The sequence below is a fragment of the Bacillus cereus group sp. BceL220 genome, assembly GCF_051776965.1.
Lineage (GTDB): Bacteria > Bacillota > Bacilli > Bacillales > Bacillaceae_G > Bacillus_A > Bacillus_A cereus.
The window spans coordinates 295,934-313,684 of the sequence record NZ_JBPWBC010000002.1 but is presented as its reverse complement, the minus strand read 5'-3'; the positions used below and the strand labels follow the sequence as shown (position 1 = coordinate 313,684).

Here is a 17,751-nt window from a genome sequence, read left to right as displayed (position 1 = left end):
CAGCAATTCTCCTTTACTTCGCTAACTGCCCTTTAGAGTATTCATGAATAAATGTAGTTAAACGTTTTAATGTATCCGGATTTACTTCTGGGAATACACCGTGACCTAAGTTAAAGATATAACCCGGCTGTTTCATCCCTTGATCTAAAATACCTTTTACATGTTCTTCAATAACAGACCATGGTGCAAGTAAGAATGAAGGGTCCATATTACCTTGTACCGCCTTATGAACGCCACGTGCACGTGCTTCTTCAATCGGTAAGCGCCAGTCTAAGCCGACTACATCAAGCGGTAAGTCGTGCCACTCATTCACTAAGTGTGCAGCTCCTACGCCGTGCATAATCATCGGTACACCCATCTTACGAACTTCTGCAAAAATACGCTCCATTGCTGGTTTAATAAATACGCGATAATCTGCTACATTTACTGTTCCAACCCAAGAATCGAAAATTTGAACTGCTTTTGCTCCTGCGTTAATTTGCGCTTTTAAATATGTAATAACCATATCTGCTAGTTTATCCATTAAAGCGAACCAAGCTTTTGGCTCTGCATACATGAACGCTTTCGTATTATGGTAGTTACGAGATGGACCGCCTTCAATCATATAGCTCGCTAATGTAAATGGAGCTCCTGAAAAACCGATTAACGGTACGTCTAACATTTCTGTCGTTAATAAACGAATTGTATCTAGTATGTACGGTACGTCATCTTCTGGATTGATTTCCCCTAGTTTTTCTACGTCTTGTAAAGAACGGATTGGATTATCGATAACTGGGCCAATACCTGATTTAATTTCTACGTCCACACCAATTGCAGGTAGTGGTGACATAATATCTTTATAAAGAATTGCTGCGTCTACGTTATATTGATCAACCGGCAATTTTGTAACGTAAGCACATAACTCTGGATTGTGTGTAATTTCAAATAAAGAATACTTTTCTTTAATCTTTCTATATTCCGGTTGTGAACGACCTGCTTGACGCATATACCATGCTGGTACATAATCGGTACGTTCCCCCCTACATGCTTTTAAAAATGTCTCATTTATAGTTCTTACCAAGACCGTTGCTCCCTTCCTTACCAATGCTTCGAATACGCTCGATATTTATCTTTTTTTACTATACAGCTTGTAAAAACAAAATGCATAATATTATGTACGTTGTTCATTAAATTGACACAAACATTCTTAAAAACGCTTACTATTTTCACAACATTCTTATTATAACACAGAGAAAAACTATGGTTTAGCTACTTTTGACTTTTCTCCTTCGCGATTCGTTTGTGTATTATATGGTACAACGTAAAAGCTCGGTTTTGAAAATATGTTAACGAACTTTTCCTCATATTCTCCAGCACCGTTTACAGTGCTAACATGCGTATGAATTCCATTCTCCACTCTATAGATTCGGTACATAATTCTGTTATCTGGAAGTGGCGTCCAGCTTAATTTTGCTTTAAATAAACCGAAAGGACTAAATGATAGTTTCATTTTTACATCTTCAATTCTTCGCAGCCGAATCGGAGCACCGATTGTTTCCACACCTTCAGGCTTCATAAACTTCTCTTTATGTTCTACATTAGCCTTCGTTAAAATTTTCTTAAATAATTTTGTCGCAGATGCACTTTCTCCTTGCAACTGATGCTCCTTATCCGTGCGGTCATAACCAATCCAAACAGCGCCTACTAAGTTCGGTGTATAGCCGACGAACCACATATCTCTTGCTCCCTTATCGTCATTTGGCAATGAAGTTGTACCCGTTTTTCCAGCTAACGCACCGTTATATACACCAACTCTCGCTGTTCCTTCCTTCACAACTCCTTCTAACATTTTCGTCATATACCATGCTGTCTGCTTCGAAAAGATTTTCGTCTCTACTTTTGGAGATTCCCCAATGACTGCACCGTGTCTGTTTAATACTTTATCAATAACGTGCGGCTCGATAATATTTCCATTTGCTAAAAATGAACGATACATTTTTACAAGATCAAATGTTGAAACGCCATTTTTCAATCCGCCAAGCGCTGTACTTAAACCAGCATCTGCAATATGAACATTCCCTTTTTCTAAATATTGCTTTCCTTCTTCTACCCCTAACTCATTTAATAAAGAAACTGCCGGTACATTTGCCGACTCTAAAATCGCATCATACATCGTCATTTCTTTTGAATACTCATGATTATAATTTCGAGGTTCATACCCTTCAAAAGAATTTCTTTCATTTGTTAATAAAGAATACGGATTATACTTTTTCGTTTCTAGTGCTGGTGCATAAACGATAAGTGGTTTTAAAACAGATCCGGGCTGCCTTTTGGCAAAAACACGATTAAATCCTCTCGGGACGTACTTTCTTCCCCCAATCGCCGCTTTAATCCCTCCCGTACGATTATCCATTAATAAGAACGCACCTTGCGCCCCTTCTTCTTTCCCAGGAAAATTCCTTGCATCTTGAAACTGGTTATATGCTACCTTTTGAATCTTTTCATCCATAGGTACGACAAACGTATATCCTCCGCGAAGTACTTCTTGATGAGACAATCCGTATAAACGAGCGGCTTCATCTATGACCATATCAATATACGGCATATATGCAAGCTCATTCTCATCTAAATTTTTATATAGAGCAATTGTCTTCCCTTGATAACGAACGCTTTCTTCTGCAGTCAAATAGCCTTGTTTATGCATAAGTGACAACACTAGATCGCGGCGTTCCTTACTCTTCTCTGCAGAGTAGTACGGTGAATATCCGTTTGGTGACTTTGGAAGGCCTGCAAGCATTGCCCCTTCCTCTACTGTTAAATCCTCAACATTTTTATTAAAATACAACTTTGCTGCCGCTTGAATACCGTAAGCCCCATGACCAAAATAAATATGATTCATATACATTTCAAGAATTTGTTGCTTCGTATATTTTTGCTCTAATTGAAGAGAAATTGCGACTTCCTTCAATTTGCGCGTAAATGTTTTTTCACGAGTTAAAAAGACATTTTTAGCGAGTTGCTGCGTAATAGTACTACCGCCCTCTACCTTTTCTCTAGCTAACGTATCTTTATACAGAGCACGGAATATAGACGGATAATCAATTCCTTGATGCTCATAAAAACGAGAATCTTCCACCGCAACAAACGCTTGCTGCACATACTTCGGAATTTGCTCGACTGGTACGAGTTCCCTATTTTCTACGTATAATTTCGTAATTTCTTTTCCTTTCTGGTCAACAATACGTGATGAAGAGTGGAAAACGAGCTGCTTTTCATCCATCATATAGCCACCAGCTAACACGATAAGTTTATAGAGTACAATTGCTACTACAAACGTTGCGACGCCGCCTAATAAAGTCCACTTTACTTTCTTCATACATCGTCCTTCTTTCCAAATGATGGTACATTTATTATTTGAAAAAGAAGTATCTTTATGTATATAATCTTCGAAGTTTTTTAAGAGAGTTGATATAATAGAAACAAACTATTAAGGGGGCATTAAAATGAAGGCGATTATTTCATACGAAACACCTCTAGAACAATCACATTTCACTGCAAAAAATGATGAAAAAAATATGTTTTATAAAGAAAATACAGAAGAATCTGTAGAAGGCTCACTTCAGTATGACGTACTAGATGCTGTCGGTGAATTTAAAGGACAATCTGGCTATATCGTTTGTAACAACATTTCTGTCACAGACGAAGGTCGCCCAGTATTTGAAAACCGCTTTAAAAACCGCGCAGGCCTTATTGAAAACGAACCAGGATTCCAAGCGATCCGTGTTTTACGCCCATTAAGTAACGATACATATGTCATCTTAACGATGTGGGAAACAGAGCAAAACTTTAAAGACTGGACAGAATCACGTTCATTCGAAAATGCTCATAAAAAACGTCCCACACAAGCAGAAGGACAAGCTCCAGCGCATCCACATGCGGAACAGCAAAAGAGTATTTTCTCTCGTCCTTCTTTTGTGACTACTTTTGATGTGTTAGTTTAATTAAAAAGTAATACAACACTAGCAGAACGTGAAATTATATTAACGATTTTTCGAATATATCTATCACATCTTTGAATATATCAACGATTTTTCGAATATATCTATCACATCTTGAAATATATCAACGATTCGACTAAAGATATCCATTTAATAACAAAAAGGAAACACCATTACACACCGGTGTTTCCTTTTTCTTTGTACCAATTATATATACTAAGTGAATCTTTTTTTCTCATATGCTTTACTTCATAACCGCGCCCGGCTACCGCTACAAGAGTTGTACATAATTCATCTTTTCTTTGAAAATACGATTGATCATAACCTACTACTTGAACATGTCTTCTTCGCATTATTCCTGTATATTTCGAAAAATTACGATATACAACCGTTAGTTGATTTTCTCTTAATTCATAACCGCCACTTTTATATCTAGCATACGCAAGTAACGAAAACACGATAAATAACGGTAAAATAACAAACAACGCAATATATTGTTTAAAATATATACTCACGCTGGCAATTAGAACTGTGAGTATGATACTTATTGACCAGCCCATAATGAAATAACGATGCAACGCTGTTTTTGGTAAGTGAACGATCTCCGCTTCGATTTCATAAGGTAACTCTAAATATGTGAGCAGGTGCTGTACATCTTTTTTCTTCATAAATGGATGCAACATTACTTCGTTACTTGCTGCTCCAATACTTTGAATTGCTTCCACTTCAACAGCACAATAACCAAACGGCTGGCGAAGCATACCTTCTTTTACAGTAATCGCTTGAATGCGGTGCAATTTTAAGACAAACTCTTTCTTTTCAAATAATCCTTGAACGATACGAATCTCTTCCCCTTTTCGCTCAATTTTAAAGTTTGCATATTTCAACACATATCCAGCCGTGGAAATAATCCATGAAATTACCATTAAAATTAATGCAATTACAATTAGTTTATAAACACCGTTTCCCATCACATACGCTTCTACTTTACTTGTGAATCCTTCAGGAAGAACAAAATCAAACTTTGTGTAAAGAAGTACTAGTCCAGAGAACACTAGTCCGAACCGACCAGATGTAATCGCTGCGGCTAAAACCTCTTTCGTTGTTAACTGATAAACCGTCTTGCTTTCTTCCTCTTCTATTTCTTCTTTTACAGTAGTTTCTTTCTTATGTAATAAAGAGATTAAATGTTTTGCCTCGTCTTCTTTAATACCAGCCAACATCACTTCTGGCTCACTACTGCCGCCTGCTACTTCTATATTTAGCTTCATAAGTCCGAGCATTTGATAAATGGCGTTAGAAGATGTACTAATATTTTGTACACGCTCTTTATTTAAATAGCTTTCCTTCTTTACAAAAACACCGTGCTTTATATGTAAAATATTATTCTCAATCCAGTACACTTTAAAATACCATTTAATTGCTGAAAAAATAGCCATGATGAATAAAACAACCAGAAGGAAAAGATAAAATAAATACCAAGGTTCCACTTGTTCATCAGGTTTAAATAAAACAAGAATAATAAGTGGCAACAAACTCGCAACCCTAATACCTAACAATATCGTGATCGGATGTTGCCTCCTATACATCCTCATCACTCACTTTCGCAAGTTCTCCAATTTGTCTTTTCAGCTGTTCTGCTTCTTCTTTCGTTAAACCTGGAATACTATGAGACGTTGCGGCTGTTGAAATGTGTAATTCTGCTAAATTATACTTTCTCATAATCGGACCTTGCTCAATCGTTACGTGCTGCACACGGATCATCGGAATAAGTACGCGTTTTACAACGAACATTCCCTTTTGAATCTCAATCTCTTCTTCATTTAATCTGTAACTATAATAGCGCTGACGTAAATTTGGAAACACAAAATAATCAAGTGGAATAAATATAATGGCTCCTGTTACTAATAGTCCAAACAACCAGCCCCACCAGTTAAAGTTAATCATAAAAAAGAAATACGCAATTACGACTGTTAGTATAACTGCCGCCCCAATTAAAGCGTGAATCCTCCACACTTTCAGCATATTAGAATGAATCTCCCTTTCTAACGGCTGCATCTCATCACTCCAATTCTATGAATTTATTACTTATATATTATCAAAAAATAAGGTTTTATATACAATTTTGTAAATTTATAGTCAAATAAAAATAGTTGAATCAAAAGCATGTTAAAAAACATACCTCAGTTTTTAAAATTACATATTATAAATATGAATTATATTGAACCAAATAAACCCTGCATGATTCATGCAAGGTTTATCGTTTTATACACAATATATTTCATTATTGTTGAGATATACTAGCATCGCTTTCAATTCGCTTTTCTTTTTGGCTCAGTTTTTTATCTTTAGATTTTTTTAATGTTAAAGTCATGCCAATAAAAATAAAAAGAATTCCTGTTATTTGCATTAAAGTTGGACGGAATCCAGTAAGTACAGTATCTAATAATATTGCCACTGCCGGATCTAAAAAAACTAATATTGAGATTGTTTTTGTAGATAAATGGCGTAAACTATCAAAAAACAGATAATACACTATCCCAGTGTGAATAAAACCAGTAGCTATAATATATGTCCAATTACTTTGAGTGAGGCCACTAAAAGCATCTAAATCTATAAATGGTATTAAAAGAAATATCCCCAAGAATGTTTGTAAAAATGTCATTGCATACGCACTCATTTTGTTAATCCCTTTACCAAATAAAGTTGTAAATGCATAAAAGAGAGCTGCAAGAAATCCCCATATCATACCTGAAGACATTAATGAACCGAAAGAGAAGCTTCCATCAATACCAGCAATTAATAAAGCTCCCACAAAACACACAACTATTGAAATAATAGATATTAATGTTAATTTTTCTTTAAAGACGATACTTCCAATTAACAGTACAATTACTGGTGCAAGATGATAAACTGAGATAGCAATTGTAACTGACATATTTTCAAAGGCTTTAAATAAGAAAACCCAATTAAATACTAAGAAAAACCCACATATTAAAACTTGAATAACTTCTTTTCGTTCCCATTTATCTTGTTTATATTGCCCTGTAAGCAACCAGCATACACTTAAAAATATTGTCGCAAAAATACACCTTACAAACACTAATTCAAACGAAGGTAAGTTTGTTTGAACAGAAAAAAATCCAACTGATCCAAAGATAACCATTGATGCTATCATCTTTAAGGCCGGTACCGTTTTCTCTTGCTTAAAACTTTTTTGAAGCAAATTAATTCCCCTCCAATAAAAACTCGGTTTATAGTGAGAAAAACACCAGCCTAAAAAAGGACAGGTGCTTTTCCTCAAAAACACTCAATTACAAATTTTTCCCTGCAGTCCAACCACCATCAATTACAAAATTAGAACCAGTAATAAAGCGGGCCTGATCAGAAATCAAGTACTCAATACATGAAACAATATCCTGCGGCAACCCCCAAGTATCTAAAGATTGATTACTTTTTATCATAGACATCAAGGCTTTATTACTAAAGTATTCTTCTGTAAGTTCAGTTCTAATAACACCGGGAGAAATGCTATTTACTCTTATATTTTGCTTCCCAAATTCCATAGCCATCTGTTTAGTCAATCCGATTAAGGCATGCTTTGATGCCACATAAGCAGCTCGCTCTGGTTCAGCCATTAATCCAGAAACCGATGCTATATTCACAATACAACCTTTTATTTTCGATTCACACCATCGCTTAGCTACTTCCCTAGAAAGAATAAATGGGGCTACTAAATTTACATCAATTACTTTTTTAAACATATCATCGGATAAATGTAAAACAGGTGTTATCTCTCGAATACCAGCTGCATTTATTAATATATCAGGAGAAAGCTTTTCTAAATCTAATTGAGTAAAAAGATTATGAATCGCTTCGCTATTACTTAAATCAATTTGCACTACTTTCAAAGGCATATCTGTTTTCATATAATCTATTAAGTTATTATTATTAATATCAAGCGCTATTACATGAAATGATTTTTCTAAAAAGTATTTTATACAAGCATGACCTATACCACTATTGGCTCCAGAAATCATAATTATTTTATTTTCTCTCATTTTGTCTCCTTATAAGAAAATGTTACTAATAAAATATCACGAAAAGCTTCAGTACTACATTCTGTTCCAAGTGGCGTTACGGCATGGAAGACCTTTTGTCCAAATACTAAAGTTTCTAAAGGCTCCTTCAAACTTATAAACTGATTAATTTCCCGTGGAGAATTAGCTATTAAATTATCTCCGCCAATAGCTGTATTACTTAAATTCATAAGGTGTAAAAACACTACTGGTTCATCATCTTTATGTAACCAAATAGGCGAACTAAAAGATGGTCTTTCTTTAGTAGCTTTATATCTTACTTGATGTAACCCTATAATTAAATCTTTACTTGTATCTATTATATTTGTTTTAAATGCAAATTCAGTATCGAAACGCACGATATTTTGAATTAAAGGATTATATAAAAAGCTATCATTTATGCTATTAAACTGTCTAACTTTCCCGCCATCATCATAGTTATATTCTTTAGATTGGAAGTAATCATTACTATTATCTAAAATATAATCTGGTGAATCAACATACTTTATATACCTTGAATAAGATCTAGCACGGCATTCACCGTACGCATCATCTTCCAAATTATAATAATCTAACTGTGCTTGTGTTAATAAGCGATGATTCTCTTCCTCTTGTAAAAAGATTTCATTTGAGATTTCAAGAAACCCTTTAGATTCAAATTCATGTACCTTTTCTTCTATGCTAAAGCCACTCATTTTACTAAGAACAAACGTCATTATAAAAACCTCCACACTATTGTATTTTTCTTTCTCACCCTATGTTAGAAATGCAATAAGTAACCGAGATTCTTGCTTAATAAAATTAAAAATTATGATATTCAATTAATACACCAAATGAAATATATGTAATCCATTAAAACTATTTCTTAAGCAATATTATATATCCTTTTGGACATTATTTCTAATTATCTGAAGATTTATCAACATTAGTCTTAATATTCGGAACTAAAGAAATAACTTTTTCAGGAAGATAAAACTGCGAGTATTGCAATTATTTATGTATATAACTTTTTTTAAAATTATATTTTAAATATAGCTAGTTTTTTATAATTTTTTTGATATAATTACATACGGGAAACGGGAAGAATTTTGTCTTCCCATGTGTTTTTATTTGCATCTAGTTCTTTTGCTAGATGCTTTTTTTATGCTAAAAAAGGTATCCTCAAATACTTTGAGGATACCTTTTCACCTTTATTATCTCTGCTGTTTTCTACCTAATACGAGTAACCCAAAACTCATCATTACAAGAAGTGCTCCCATATATGGTTCCACAGGCATTTTCTGCCCTGTCTTCGGTAATTCTTTTTCAGGCTTTTCTGGATTCGGTGTTCCAGGTATCTCTGGATCTGGTGTTCCAGGCTTTTCTGGATTCGGTGTTCCAGGTATCTCTGGATCTGGTGTTCCAGGCTTTTCTGGATTCGGTGTTCCAGGCTTTTCTGGATCTGGTGTTCCAGGCTTTTCTGGATCTGGTGTTCCAGGTTTTTCTGGATCTGGTGTTCCAGGTTTCTCCGGATCTGGTGTTCCAGGCTTTTCTGGATCTGGTGTTTCTGGACCTGGTGGTGCTAAATGATTCAATTTGTTTAATACTTCTAATTGAACTGCATTTATCATTCCATTTGTAATTTCAAATGGAATTGGATTAGTTAATTTTTCATATCCTTTTGGTGCTTCTACTTCTACTAGTGTGTAGTTACCTACAGATAGATCTGCGATTTTTGCCTTTCCATCTTTATCTGTTGTTACTTTCACTACTACTTTTCCCTTGTCATCATGAACTTCAAACACAGCTCCTGATAAGACTTCCTTGCTTTCAGCGGCCATTTTTGTAATCTCCACTGAACCTTTGTCTAACTTTTCATTCTCTACTTTCAATGATAAGACTTTTGTCATACCTTTTTTAATTTCGAATGATACTGGTTCCGTTAACTTCTTGTAACCTGGTAAGCTCTTCGTCTCTACTAATTTGTATTTTCCTACTGATAGATCTGAAACGTTTGCTTTTCCTTCTTTATCTGTCGTTACTTCTGTTACTACTTTGCCTTGCTCATCTTGCACTTCGAAGACTACGCCTTCTAATACTTTTTGGCTATCTTTATCTACTTTTGTTACTTCTACATTTCCCTTGTCTAACATTTCATTTTCTACTGTTAAAGCAAGAGATTTTGTCATGCCTTTTTCAATTTGGAAAGTAATCGGATCTACCAATTGCTTATATCCTTTTGGTGCTTTTACTTCTACTAACTTGTATGTGCCAACTGATAAATTAGTAACTTGTGCTTGTCCTTTTTTATCTGTCGTTATTTTAGCGACTACTTGTCCTGCTGCATCTTGAATTTCAAAGACTGCATCAGCTAAAGCATCTTTATTTTCTTTATCTACTTTTGTAATTTCTATATTTCCTGTATCCACTAATTCATTTTCTACAGTCAATTGTAATGCTGTAACTCTACCTTTTTCAATTTCGAATGAAACTGGCTTTTCTAGTGGCTTGTATCCTGCCGGTGTTTCTACTTCTACTAACTCATACTTTCCAATAGATAAATCTGAAACGTTTGCTTTTCCTTCTTTATCCGTTGTTACTTTTGCAACTACTCTTCCTTTTGAGTCACGTACTTCAAATACAACATTTTCTAATGGTGCTTTACTGTCTTTATCTATTTTTGTGATTTCTACATTCCCCGTATCTACCATTTCATTTTCTACAGTGAACGTTAAAGATTTTGTCATACCTTTTTTAATTTCAAATGGTACAGGCTTTTCTAATTTTTTGTAGCCTGGTAAACTCTCTACTTCTACTAACTTGTACTTTCCTACTGATAAATCTGAAACTGTTGCTTTTCCAGCTTTATCTGTCGTTACTTTCGTTACCACCTTGCCTTTGTCGTCTTGAACTTCAAAGACTACACCTGCTAACGGTGCCTTATTATCTTTATCTATTTTTGTAATTTCTACATTTCCCGTATCTACCATTTCATTTTCTATTTTTAATGATAGAACTTCTGTCATTCCTTTTTTGATTTCAAACGATACTGGTTCTGTTAATTGTTTGTAACCTGGTAAGTTTTCTTTCTCTACTAATTTGTACTTTCCTACAGATAAGTCTGAGATTTTTGCTTTACCATTTTTATCTGTTTTTACTTCCGTTACTACTTTGCCTTGCTCATCTTGTACTTCGAAGACTACGCCTTCTAATACTTTTTGACTATCTTTATCTACTTTTGTGATTTCTACTGAACCTTTGTCTAACTGTTCATTCTCTACTTTTAATGATAAGACTTCTGTCATACCCTTTTTAATTTCGAATGATACTGGCTCTGTTAATTTTTTGTAGCCTGGTAAATTCTCTACTTCTACTAGTTTGTAACTTCCTACAGATAGATCTGAAATTTTCGCTTTTCCTTCTTTATCTGTTGTTACTTTCGTTACTACTTTGCCTTTTTCATCTTGCACTTCGAATGTTACGCCTTCTAATGCCTTCTGGCTGTCTTTGTCCACTTTTGTAATTTCTACTGAACCTTTATCTAACTGTTCATTCTCTACTTTTAGTGATAAGACTTCTGTCATGCCTTTTTTAATTTCAAACGATACTGGTTTTGCTAATTTTTTATATCCTGGTAAGCTTTCTACCTCTACTAGCTTATATTTCCCTACTGATAAATCGGAAACGTTTGCTTTTCCTTCTTTATCTGTCGTTACTTTTGTTACTACTTTATCTTTTTCATCTCGCACTTCGAATGTTACGCCCGCTAATACTGCGCCACTTTCTTTGTCTACTTTTGTAATCTCTACTGAACCTTTATCTAACAGTTCGTTCTCTACTTTCAATGATAAGACTTTCGTCATACCTTTTGTAATTTCGAATGATACTGGTTCTATTAATTTTTTGTAACCCGGTAAGCTTTCTTTCTCTACTAATTTGTACTTTCCTACAGATAAGTCTGAGATTTTTGCTTTACCATTTTTATCTGTTTTTACTTCCGTTACTACTTTGCCTTGCTCATCTTGTACTTCGAAGACTACGCCTTCTAATACTTTTTGACTATCTTTATCTACTTTTGTGATTTCTACTGAACCTTTGTCTAACTGTTCATTCTCTACTTTTAATGATAAGACTTCTGTCATACCCTTTTTAATTTCGAATGATACTGGCTCTGTTAGCTTTTTGTAGCCTGGTAAGCTTTCTACTTCTACTAGTTTGTAATTTCCTACAGATAGATCTGAAATTTTCGCTTTTCCTTCTTTATCTGTTGTTACTTTCGTTACTACTTTGCCTTTTTCATCTTGCACTTCGAATGTTACGCCTTTTAATAACACGCCACTTTCTTTGTCCACTTTTGTAATTTCTACTGAGCCTTTATCTACTAATTCGTTCTCTACTTTTAGTGATAAAACTTCTGTCATACCCTTTTTGATTTCGAATGATACTGGCTTCGCTAGTTTTTTATATCCTGGTAAGCTTTCTACCTCTACTAGCTTATATTTTCCTACTGGTAAATCTGAAATTGTTGCTTGTCCTTCTTTATCTGTCGTTACTTTTGTTACTACTTTATCTTTTTCATCTTGCACTTCGAATGTTACGCCCGCTAATACTGCGCCACTTTCTTTGTCTACTTTTGTAATCTCTACTGAACCTTTATCTAACAGTTCGTTCTCTACTTTCAATGATAAGACTTTCGTCATACCTTTTTTGATTTCGAATGATACTGGTTCTATTAATTTTTTGTAACCTGGTAAGCTCTTCGTCTCTACTAATTTGTATTTTCCTACAGATAAGTCTGAGATTTTTGCTTTACCATTTTTATCTGTTTTTACTTCCGTTACTACTTTGTCTTGCTCATCTTGTACTTCGAAGACTACGCCTTCTAATACTTTTTGACTATCTTTATCTACTTTTGTTACTTCCACATTTCCCTTGTCTAACATTTCGTTTTCTACTGTTAAAGCAAGAGATTTTGTCATGCCTTTTTCAATTTGGAAAGTAATCGGATCTACTAATTGTTTATACCCTTTTGGTGCCTTTACTTCTACTAACTTGTATGTGCCGACGGATAAATTAGTAACTTGTGCTTGTCCTTTTTTATCTGTCGTTATTTTAGCGACTACTTGTCCTGCTTCATCTTGAATCTCAAATACTGCATCAGCTAAAGCATCTTTATTTTCTTTATCTACTTTTGTAATTTCTACATTTCCTGTATCCACTAATTCATTTTCTACTGTTAGCTTTAGCGCTGTTACTCTACCCTTTTCAATTTCGAATGAAATTGGCTTTTCTAGCGGTTTGTATCCTGCCGGTGTTTCTACTTCCACCAACTCATACTTCCCAATAGGTAAATCTGAAACTTTTGCTTTTCCTTCTTTATCCGTCGTTACTTTCGCAACTACTTTTCCTTTTAAATCACGTACTTCAAATACAACATTTTCTAATGGAGCTTTACTATCTTTATCTATTTTTGTTATCTCTACATTCCCTGTATCCACCATTTCATTTTCTACTTTTAATGATAGAACCTCGGTCATGCCTTTTTTGATTTCAAATGATACTGGTTTTTCTAGTTTTTTATAACCAGGCAAACTTTCTACCTCTACTAATTCATACTTTCCTACAGGTAAATCTGAAACATTTGCTTTTCCATCTTTATCTGTCGTTACTTTTGTAACTTCATTACCCTTTTCATCTTGGACGATGAATGTTACTCCCGCTAACGGTGCTTTATTATCTTTATCTATCTTTGTTATCTCTACATTTCCCGTATCTACCATTTCATTTTCTATTTTTAATGATAGAACTTCAGTCATGCCTTTTTTGATTTCAAATAATACTGGATCTGTTAGTTTCTTATAGCCTGGTAAACTTTCTTTCTCTACTAATTTGTACTTTCCTACTAATAGATCTGAGATTTTTGCTTTACCATCTTTATCTGTTTTTACTTCCTTTACTACTGTTCCAGCTTCATCTTGCACTTCAAAGACTACGCCTTTTAATGCTTTTTTGTTGTCTTTATCTACTTTTGTAATTTCTACTGAACCTTTATCTAACTGTTCATTTTCTACTTTCAATGATAGGACTGTTGTCATACCTTTTGTAATTTCGAATGATACTGGTTCTGTTAGCTTTTTGTAGCCAGGTAAACTTTTCGTCTCTACTAATTTGTACTTTCCTACTGATAAATCTGAGATTTTTGCTTTACCATCTTTATCTGTTTTTACTTCTGTTACTACTTTTCCTTGCTCATCTTGCACTTCGAAGACTACGCCTTCTAATACTTTTTGACTATCTTTATCTATTTTTGTAATTTCTACTGAGCCTTTGTCTAACTGCTCATTTTCTACTTTTATTACTAAAGCTTTTGTCATACCTTTTGTAATTTCAAATAGTACTGGTTCTGCTAGATTTTTGTAACCTGGTAAGCTTTTCGTCTCTACTAATTTGTACTTTCCTACTGATAGATCTGAAACGTTTGCTTTTCCTTCTTTATCTGTTACTACTTTTCTTACTACGCCATCTTTCTCATCTTGAACTTCAAATTCGACACCGGCTAATACTGCCCCGTTTTCTTTGTCCACTTTTGTAATTTCTATATTACCTTTGTCTACCATTGCATTTTCCACTTGTATTGGGAATATGCCGTCCCCTGTTACATTTACTTCGAACTCTGTTTCTTTTAATTGGTAGCCTTCAGGTGCTTTTGTTTCTTTTAAAATATATTTTCCTGGTGCTAACGGTTTAGAGATTGCCTTACCATCTTTATCTGTAACAATATGTTCGACTACTACACCGTCTTTTACTATATCAAACTCTGCATTTGCTAATGGTTTCTCACCATTTTCCGAATCAATTTTCTTTACTTCAATTTGACCCTTTTGCATAGTATTTTTAATTTCAATTGTTTTTGTTTCTCCAGCTTGAAGTGTAACCTCTACTGGACTTGTTAATTTTTGATATCCTTCTGGTGCTACTGTTTCATATACTTTATACGTCCCAGGAGCTAAAGTTTGAGGTACTGAAAAACCTTTTTCGTCCGTTTTCAGTTTTGCAACAACTTCATTTGCACTATTTCGGACTTCAAATTCGGCAGCTTTTAACCCTTTGTTCGGATTCTCAGAATCTATTTTATGAAGCGATACTGTACCATCTTTTGGAGCTTCAGGCGGCGTAATAGTTACTTCTTTTGATGTTAAAGTTTTATCATCAAAATGTAATTCCGCTTTATTAGGAATCTTCTTATCTACGTAAGAAGATAAGTCTGCATTATTTTTGATTTTCGCCTTGATACTGAGATTAATTATCTGGTCTTCATATGACTTATAGTCAAAACTCTCACCAAACGTAAATGTTACTTCACTTCTTTGTTTATCTATATTTAACGTTCCTTTAGAAGTAATATCTTGGCCATTTTGATCATACACTTTTGCCTCTAATACTTCTAAAACATCTTCTAAATCATCACTAATTACCATAGAAGTGTATTTAGGAGGATCGTTCGGTATATGTGTACCAACTTGGTATTGAATAACTTGATCCATTTTTGTTAACTGCTCATTCTCTACAAGCTTGCCATTCTCATCAACTATATTTTTTTCAATGCTAGGTGGATTATTGTCACCTGAACCGGATCCTCCCCCACCACTTACGAATACTTGTCCTACTTTTTCTTCAGTTTTAATATTTTTACCTTCTAATTTCACAGTATTTTTATGAGGCTTCGCAGCAGGATTTGTAACCTTTGTTTTATATCTTAAAATATAGCCTTTTGAACTGTCTGGAAACTCAATTATAAATCCAGTCTTCGTTGCATTTATTTTAATGTTAGATAAATCTGCTGGCTTAATATTTGTTGGTGCATAACCATCTTCAAATACAGCCTCTTCTAATACTACGCTGTCTGTAATTAACTCATGTCCAGGTCCTAATGTATCTGTTAATTTAAGATCTTGCATTTCTGTTCCAGTTGCATTTACATATACAAGCCAATCAGCAATCGAAGGATCTTCTTGATTATAAGAACCCCATTTCAATAGATTATCTGTATTGGGCTGTGGCTTCGGTCTCTCTGTCGTATTACTTACATTTACTTCTTTATTAACGATTTGACCATCAACGTTAAATTCTAATGGAATTTCTTTAACACCATCATATGCTTCTAAACCAAAGTAGAATTCTACGAATAAAGAACCTTTAATGTTATTCTTTCCTTCTACGTAATCACCCATAGTACACGTTAATAGACCCTTTTTCATCTCACATGTACCAACTGTTTTTCCTTCAGCATCTTTTAAAGGAAAACTCATATTCATAAGGTCTTTTCGAAACTCTTTTGGCATATCAATTGTGAATTGATCTCCACTTTTTATTTTTTCTTTAGCTGACCACTTCACTTCTACTTTCATACCATCTGAGGCTTGATACGGTTCAGATGTCGTGCCATCAGTACGGGAAATATTAATTTCGTCCACTGGACTTTTCATCACAGCAGCTTGAATAACTGGAGCCCACACATTCAGCACTGAAAATAATACTAGAAAAACTAATGAAACCATTGAAATATGTCTTTTAGTACTTTTCATTTGCATAGTTCCCTCCTATTTTTTATATTTATATAACAAAAAAAGACCGTCCGGTTGCATCAAAAATGTGCAACCAGACGATCTTAGTAACCAATATGTATTACCGTAGACTCTAAGCTTTGCGGCCTATCCTTTCGAATAGTGTGCTAAAAATATCTTTTATTCTTTTTTGTTTCATTTTCCTCTTAAACCAAATATTACTATACCGTCTGGACGGTTATAATTCAATACTCTATAAAATTGTTCTATTTTTCTAATAAAAAAAATAATTCACGACTGCATTAAAGAAGCAATGGTGAATTATTTTTGCATTATATAGTTCGTATATTCTATTTATATGAATTACCAATAAGAGCTTGAATCACTTTTTCTCTTAACTCGGGGCTTAGTCTTCCAACCCCTAAATATTCCGAATACCATAATCCATCTGCTGCTAATCTAATAATTGTTGCACAAACTGAATCTATCTCATCATTTTCTATATTCTTTTGCAGTTGCTGAAATGATTGTTGTAATGGCTCAAGTAATTCAGGTTTTAACATGAATGCTGCCATCATACTACTAGATAACTCTTCTGTTCTTCTCTCATTATTTAATCTTTCCTCTACAAAAGAGCGAACCCATCTCCCTTTCTTCTCTACGTCTTCCGCTACTTTATTGTAAATGGCTCCCTCATAATCCTCTACCCCTCTGACTATCATACCTTCTATTAAAGCTTCTTTATTTGAAAAGTGATACAATAATCCACCTTTACTTACACCCGCCTCTTTTGCCACTGCTTCTAAGGTTAATTTAGCAACCCCTTTACATTGCACAATTTGAGAAGCGGCCGCCAAAATCTTTTGCCGCGTTATGCTTATACTCATTCCTTTTTAAAACCCCATTTCTACTAAATTTATATAAATACGAATCTTATTTTTAATATTGTTGATTACTACTAAGTATTTTCTTTATACAACAAAAGCTTCATTACCTTTGAATTTTTAGTTACTTATTCTATTAAAAATTTCCATATCATTCAATATGATAACATTAAACACACAAAGCTGACTATACATCTATACTTTTGTATTTATTGAAAATATATCCATAAACACGAAATGTATAAAAATTGATTATCCTTATACATCT

General features: G+C 34.1%; 10 protein-coding genes and 1 riboswitch. Of the genes, 1 reads left to right on the top strand and 9 read right to left on the bottom strand.

What is annotated here, in order from left to right:
• Positions 1 to 13: 13 nt before the first annotated feature.
• A complete protein-coding gene (gene hemE, locus ACS2FK_RS06470) occupies positions 14 to 1,060 on the bottom strand; it encodes a uroporphyrinogen decarboxylase (protein ID WP_000252605.1) in 1,047 nt (348 codons plus the stop codon).
• A gap of 177 nt (positions 1,061 to 1,237) precedes the next feature.
• A complete protein-coding gene (locus tag ACS2FK_RS06465) occupies positions 1,238 to 3,355 on the bottom strand; it encodes a transglycosylase domain-containing protein (protein WP_000756303.1) in 2,118 nt (705 codons plus the stop codon).
• A gap of 127 nt (positions 3,356 to 3,482) precedes the next feature.
• On the opposite strand from ACS2FK_RS06465, the gene hmoB reads away from it, so the two are divergent.
• Positions 3,483 to 3,980, top strand: coding sequence for a heme-degrading monooxygenase HmoB (gene hmoB, locus ACS2FK_RS06460; RefSeq protein WP_000644097.1), 498 nt, complete (start codon positions 3,483 to 3,485; stop codon positions 3,978 to 3,980).
• Between the two features lie 170 nt (positions 3,981 to 4,150).
• Here the strand turns inward: hmoB and ACS2FK_RS06455 are convergent, their stop codons facing one another.
• The 7 genes from ACS2FK_RS06455 to ACS2FK_RS06425 form a co-directional block, all read right to left on the bottom strand.
• Entirely contained in the window at positions 4,151 to 5,566 is a 1,416-nt protein-coding gene (locus ACS2FK_RS06455) for a PH domain-containing protein (RefSeq protein ID WP_015055095.1), read from the bottom strand.
• Complete coding sequence (locus ACS2FK_RS06450; protein WP_001182719.1) at positions 5,559 to 6,035, bottom strand: PH domain-containing protein; 477 nt, start codon at positions 6,033 to 6,035, stop codon at positions 5,559 to 5,561. Before ACS2FK_RS06450 ends, ACS2FK_RS06455 begins: the two co-directional genes overlap by 8 nt.
• Positions 6,036 to 6,261: 226 nt before the next feature.
• Positions 6,262 to 7,203, bottom strand: coding sequence for a DMT family transporter (locus tag ACS2FK_RS06445; RefSeq protein WP_000939632.1), 942 nt, complete (start codon positions 7,201 to 7,203; stop codon positions 6,262 to 6,264).
• Between the two features lie 88 nt (positions 7,204 to 7,291).
• Positions 7,292 to 8,038: an SDR family NAD(P)-dependent oxidoreductase gene (locus ACS2FK_RS06440; RefSeq protein WP_001208940.1), complete on the bottom strand. Its 747-nt coding sequence runs from the start codon at positions 8,036 to 8,038 to the stop codon at positions 7,292 to 7,294.
• Positions 8,035 to 8,772, bottom strand: coding sequence for a 2OG-Fe dioxygenase family protein (locus ACS2FK_RS06435; protein ID WP_000144820.1), 738 nt, complete (start codon positions 8,770 to 8,772; stop codon positions 8,035 to 8,037). Before ACS2FK_RS06435 ends, ACS2FK_RS06440 begins: the two co-directional genes overlap by 4 nt.
• A gap of 477 nt (positions 8,773 to 9,249) precedes the next feature.
• Entirely contained in the window at positions 9,250 to 16,626 is a 7,377-nt protein-coding gene (locus ACS2FK_RS06430) for a SpaA isopeptide-forming pilin-related protein (RefSeq protein WP_063546738.1), read from the bottom strand.
• 59 nt (positions 16,627 to 16,685) lie between these two features.
• Positions 16,686 to 16,778, bottom strand: a riboswitch (cyclic di-GMP riboswitch).
• Positions 16,779 to 16,949: 171 nt separating this feature from the next.
• A complete protein-coding gene (locus ACS2FK_RS06425) occupies positions 16,950 to 17,486 on the bottom strand; it encodes a TetR/AcrR family transcriptional regulator (protein ID WP_063546736.1) in 537 nt (178 codons plus the stop codon).
• Positions 17,487 to 17,751: the final 265 nt, after the last annotated feature.